The sequence below is a fragment of the bacterium genome (genome assembly GCA_022616075.1).
GTDB lineage: Bacteria > Acidobacteriota > HRBIN11 > JAKEFK01 > JAKEFK01 > JAKEFK01.
Genome location: JAKEFK010000284.1, coordinates 1 through 5,460, shown reverse-complemented (window position 1 = coordinate 5,460; position 5,460 = coordinate 1). Strand labels below are relative to the sequence as shown.

The 5,460-nt window shown below is 46.7% G+C and carries 5 protein-coding genes; 3 read left to right on the top strand and 2 right to left on the bottom strand.

All coding sequences use genetic code 11. The annotated features are described in order from the left end of the window. The 3 genes from L0156_23245 to L0156_23235 form a co-directional block, all read left to right on the top strand. The coding region (locus L0156_23245; protein MCI0605913.1) for an RHS repeat-associated core domain-containing protein at positions 1-933 on the top strand (933 nt) is incomplete at its 5' end. A 4-nt stretch (positions 934-937) separates the two neighbouring features. Further along, on the top strand, positions 938-1,345 hold the full coding sequence (locus L0156_23240; GenBank protein ID MCI0605912.1) for an immunity 70 family protein: 408 nt from the start codon (positions 938-940) through the stop codon (positions 1,343-1,345). 124 nt (positions 1,346-1,469) lie between these two features. Continuing rightward, positions 1,470-2,618 carry a site-specific DNA-methyltransferase gene (locus tag L0156_23235; GenBank protein MCI0605911.1) on the top strand — a complete coding sequence of 383 codons (1,149 nt, stop codon included), beginning with the start codon at positions 1,470-1,472 and terminating at the stop codon, positions 2,616-2,618. On the opposite strand, the gene L0156_23230 is transcribed toward L0156_23235, so the two are convergent. Together L0156_23230 and L0156_23225 are read right to left on the bottom strand one after the other, a co-directional pair. Then, the gene (locus tag L0156_23230; protein ID MCI0605910.1) at positions 2,615-4,996 is read right to left on the bottom strand and encodes a hypothetical protein; all 2,382 of its coding nucleotides are present in this window, start codon (positions 4,994-4,996) and stop codon (positions 2,615-2,617) included. The genes L0156_23235 and L0156_23230 overlap by 4 nt on opposite strands. Before the next feature lie 24 nt (positions 4,997-5,020). Then, a partial coding sequence (locus L0156_23225; protein ID MCI0605909.1) for a DNA sulfur modification protein DndB occupies positions 5,021-5,460 on the bottom strand: 440 nt, incomplete at its 5' end.

The window sequence follows — 5,460 nt, the reverse complement described above, 5'->3', positions numbered from 1 at the left end:
TACTACGATCCTGCCCTGGGCCGCTTCCTCCAGCAGGACCCGGAAGGTTACTCCGATTCACCCAACCTCTACCAGGCCTTTCTTAACAACCCGGTCAATTACACCGACCCCATGGGCACGGAAGCAATTCCAGGCCGGGAGAGTAAGCAGATTCAGTGCAAAACTGGAGTCTTGAGTCCCGATTCTCCAGACTGTGTAGGTCTGGAGGCTCATTTTTCTGATACATCAGAGTGTTCTGTCGGAAGAACTCCGGGACAAGCTTACAGTTGTATCGTTAATAGCCTGCCTGGGTCGGTTTCGGATGCTGAAAAGAAATCGATTGCCTTACAGGTTGTTGGCCACAATTACCCGAACATTGAGCAACCCTCACAGCAGGATTTAGCCGTCACAAAGGGAGCTCTCCTTGCGGAGCGTCCTGTGGAATTAATGGGTGAAGGTTTAGCCATTTTCTTTACTACGGTGGCGCCTGGAACGATCATTGCCGAACTTGCACCGGCAGCAACTCTGGGTTTAGAAGCGGAAGGGTTGTTAAGGCCGCCGGTACGTGTACCGCGTCCTGCTTGGCGAAAATCCGAACTTGACGTTGGTGAATTGTTGGAGAGTGTTGGATACGAATCGGAACCTTCATTCTTAAATGGTCAGCGGGTACCGCGTAACACTTCTGGTTCAACGCGTCCGGATTTTGCTAATCCTGAATGGAGCGTAGACGTGAAAAACTATAGTATTGACACATCGGCACACCGAGCTGATACGGTTTACAAAATCTCAAAGCAAGTACAACATCGAGGGCAACATTTACCAGCGCAGATGAAGCAGCGGCTTATACTCGACATTCGTGGCCAGAACATCCCTGACGGTACGGTGCAAAAAGTAATTCAGCGCCTGAGCAAGAAGACAGGAATTCCTGCAGAAAGAATAGAAATACTGAAATAGACCCATGGGCGTGAATTTTGTAGTCGACAATAAAACATTTAATGTGGGAAGCGCAAATTTTCTACACAGTTTCTTTTCGACAATATCGTACAACATGGAACCACAAGGATGGGGATCGAGATTCCCAATGTTGATAAAGCACCTTTATATGGGACGACTTCCTTATGAAAAGTTGCCGCAATTAAGAGAGGAGTTGCAAAACGTCCTTATGGAGCTTGAAAAGCTTCCGGTTAGCCGCGTTATTTGGGACATAGAAGATCTGGCGAAGGAAATACCGGGCGGACCACTAGCGGGGAACGTTAAGACAGCGGCTGATTTCTTTATAACGGATGTCGGGACAAGCCTTTTTGATGAGCTTAATCAAGCGATAGATTACGCAATGAAAAGGAAGGCCGACATTACGATACTCTGAAAAACCGCACATATTTTTAGAATTGTTCATCAAATTGTTCTGACCGTTTTAAAAATTGACATAGTATTATTTTTATAATACGATACTTTTAACGTTCCAACAAATGTTTTTCAAGGAGGGCATTATGTTGGAGATCAACCGATCCCAGATTCTCCGAGCGATTACTTCAAATACCCGAGTTTCGGGCTACAGTCATAATTTTTACAGATATCCTGCGAGATTCTCTCCACAAGCTGCACGCGAAATCATTGCTGAATTCTCTGCGCCAGGAGATTGGATCTTGGATCCATTCATGGGGGGAGCTACTGCCATAGTTGAAGCGTTGACGCTTGGTCGTCTTTCGATTGGCGTAGACATCAATCCGCTGGCCCACTTTATTGCATCGGTAAAAACGACCCCATTAAGCACGAAGGATAAACAGACAATTCGCGAGTGGGTCGATGATACGTTACGCCATCCTAGAAAGATTAGTCAGTCGGGTCTTGTTCAAAATCTTCCAGAACGAATCGAAAAGAACTTTGCGTCGATTCTTTTGAATGTTGATTCCTTACCGTATCAACGTCAGCGTCGGTTCATGCGCGGCGCGATATTACGAACCGGGCAGTGGGCTGTTGATTGCCGGGACGGTCTTCCAGGACGATACCAAATTTTTGAAAGGCTTCGAAATACAACAGAGGAAATGTTTGAAGGATTAGGAGAACTTGAGAATGCTTGTCGGCGGCAGGGCATTCCCAAAAATAAGATTACTAGCAGGAGAAGATTGTACTGTCGCGATACGGTTGCGTTGAAAGTTCGTTCCCTTGGTGATTTTCAGCAAAAGCCACGATTGGTTTTAACGTCTCCTCCATATCCAGGCGTTCACATTCTATATCACCGGTGGCAAATCAGAGGTCGCCGAGAAACGCCGGCGCCATACTGGATTGCAGCGCTTAAAGATGGAAACAGCGAAGCATTCTATACCTTCGGTGGACGCTCGAAAGCGGGATTAGAAAAATACTTTTTGACACTCCGAACAGCTTTTCAATCGATAAAGCAGATGATTGATCCGAAAGCGTTCGTTGTTCAGCTCGTTGCCTTTGCTGATACCGAATCTCAGCTACCACAGTACCTGCAGGCGATGCACGAGGCTGGATATAAAGAGAAACATATCTTTTCCAGCGGACGAATCAGTCGTGAAGTTCCGAATCGAAAATGGTATTCACGAATGCTCGATCAGCATGACGCTGCAAAAGAAATACTCCTCGTGCATCAACCTGACAGTTCGAGGAGCTAAGAACTTCTTACCTGTGGCCCACGGGGCAGATTCCGAACGATTGAGACGATCACTCTTGCCAGTCCGTTGCAGAGTTGACTCACTTTATCCAAATCTTCGGCGATCTCTTCGGTCGATTCAGCGGATCCGTTACCGTTCGTTTTTTGCTCGGCCAGCCGTTTCTGGTCTTTCAAGATTCCCATCGAGCAAAGAACCAATCCCCACTCAAACCAGAATTTAATAAGTGATTTTTCTTCGTCCTTTGCGCGCGAAAGTTCCGTTAAGAGAAAAGCGTTATCGACGTTTACCCAAAACGTATACCCCTGACCATCCTCGTTATGAGCGATCTTTAGCGCCGTGAATTCATTGAAATTCAACAGCGGATTGGTCCACTGTTCACGGCGGACCTCCCTTATATCCGGTTTTGCCAATGCATGTTCTAATCTGCTTCCTGTATCCTCTGGCTTGTGGCCTTCACGCCTCGGTCCTGGCGGAGGAGTAGGAGCATTGACATCGGCTCCAGCTTTCAGTTTGAATTTGCAAACAAAAGGCCCTCCCTTCGTTTCCCGCTCGATGTCCATTACATTTACCGTGAAATCAACCAGATCTCCGATCTTGGCGTTCCACGGCATCGCGAATCTTGCACTGAACTTTCCATTCCACAACCGATTCGATTCGCAGAGATTCGGAGGATCAAAATAAATTTTCCCTGGAAAATCAATCCGTTTGAAGTAATCGTTTTCTGCATCGGTTTCAAATTCGATTCGGACGGTTCGATTGAGGGGACAGTGCTTAAGCAGCCCTTCATTCGGCTCTTTGCTCAATCTGAAATACGTCGGAAATTTTTTTCCGCGGAAGACTTGAGGGTCACCTGGACCGGTGCTGGTAACCAGCCTTGTGCCAATACCGAGCAGGGAAGCAAGAGTCGGATCAACTTTTAAAAGATCCTGAAAGAAATCAATCTTTTCCTCTTGTTCTGAAAGTGTTTTTTCCATCAACCGCTTCTTCCGCAGTGCGTTGTACTCTCGTAGCCCCGGATGATCCCTCAGCTCTTCTTTCAGGGATTGCAGGATCTCATCGTATACTTCATTCCGGCGCAAGCGATCCCGGGATGCCATAAAGAAATCTTCACGCACCTGATCATTCATCGATGTGCAATCTACAGATACAAGAAGGTGATTGCTCAGGTAATCGAACTTCAAGCTGGTAGTAATGAAATTTTGAGGTAGTTGCCCGTGTACCTGACCATTTACCGTAAAGAATACGCCGTGCGGGATGTGCCGGGGGTCAAGATCTTCACGGAACAAACCGATTTTATAAGGAAGAGAACCGATGGAAGGTAGGTTCAGATCGGCGTACGCTGGAAAACCAGCTTCGACCTTCTTGTTATCTTCCTCTTCCCCCGCATCAAGGCTGACAGTAACCCAGACTCCAGCAAGAGTCGTGCTGTAATAGTTCGCCTTGTATTCCCGAGTCTCTGTAATGCGAAAGGGAAGACAAGGAGAATGTAGATATCTTTCGAGTTCATAACGAGCTTCTGTTGTTGCAATCGACCGTGGCTTCCAACGGTAGTTGTAAAGCTTTACACAAGTGCCATGGGCGAGTGGCATCGAATATGCTTCAGCAGGATTATTCTTGCTAGATGCCCCAGGCAGCAGGTCAATTGAAGGTGCTGCGAAGGACGGGATCTTTCCTCCCGGCGCTAAATAAACATACATCGAACTCTTACGTCCGCCAGCTGGTAACAAGCGGCGCACAATTGTGAAACCCCACAACTCGCTAGTATTGTCTGTTCCTGATACCGGAGCACCCGGATGACGTTTGGAGAGGATCAGTTGATAGTTGCGCGTACCGCAAAACTGAAGGATTCCAGTGCCGCCTGAATTGAATTTGCCCTGTACAAATGGGATTCGCATTTTGTTAGAACGATTGAGCGAAAGAAACGTTTTCGGAAATTGCGCCGGTGTTTGTCCCTCCCCACGGTCAATGATCAGATAGGATGGACTTTGTTTTGCCCCAACAGCGACCAGATGAACGTTGTCGGCCAATTCTTTTAATTCTTTGCCCTGGATGTTTTCCAATAACCCATCACGAACTCCGAAGAACGCTTCAACGGCTTTTGCCATGGTTCGAGGTGCTTGCGGACTTTCTGGATCAATCCCTTTTTTAAAACAATCGGCCATCAAAACGGCATCGATTCCGTTAATTATTTTTTCAACAAGAGCTGCGGTAGGATCTGCTTGTTGATTTCCGATCAGATTGAAATTATTCTCATAGTCGCTGAATGGATGCCAAATCTCGGAGGTGTCATTCAAAAATCCAAACTCTTCGAGGATGGCATCCACTTCACTTTCATCTTCTGCCTTTAACAGTTTTTCTAGCAAACTTTTTTCATTCATAACCCACACGCTTCCTGTTTTAGATTATGCTGTGGCAGCTTCACGAAACGATGCCATGCTGCCCCAGACTTGTTCTTCTTGTTTTGTCAGCTCAAGGCCGACGTGTTGTTTTAAAACTGCCAATGTGGCGACACGTGCCTGACGGTTCGAAACAACGGAACCTGCCGTAATACAAGCGTTCTCCCACATTGGATTAACCTTATTGCCGATCGACTTACGCCAGTCGATATCTTTCAATTTTGTAAGCCTTTGTTTCCACTCCTTCGGATAGGATTCAATGAGACTTTTACCCAATCCGCCGAGTGCGCGCAGAACAACGGCATGAGCGTTGATTTTTTCTTGTCTCAGTTCAGCGGCTTTCAACTCGTCGTTTTTTACCTTTCCCCAGTCCGAAATCATTGTTGCTACGGTGTTCCAGTATTGAGTAGCAAGTTCAACCTTATCCCTGTATTCTTTCGTTCCAC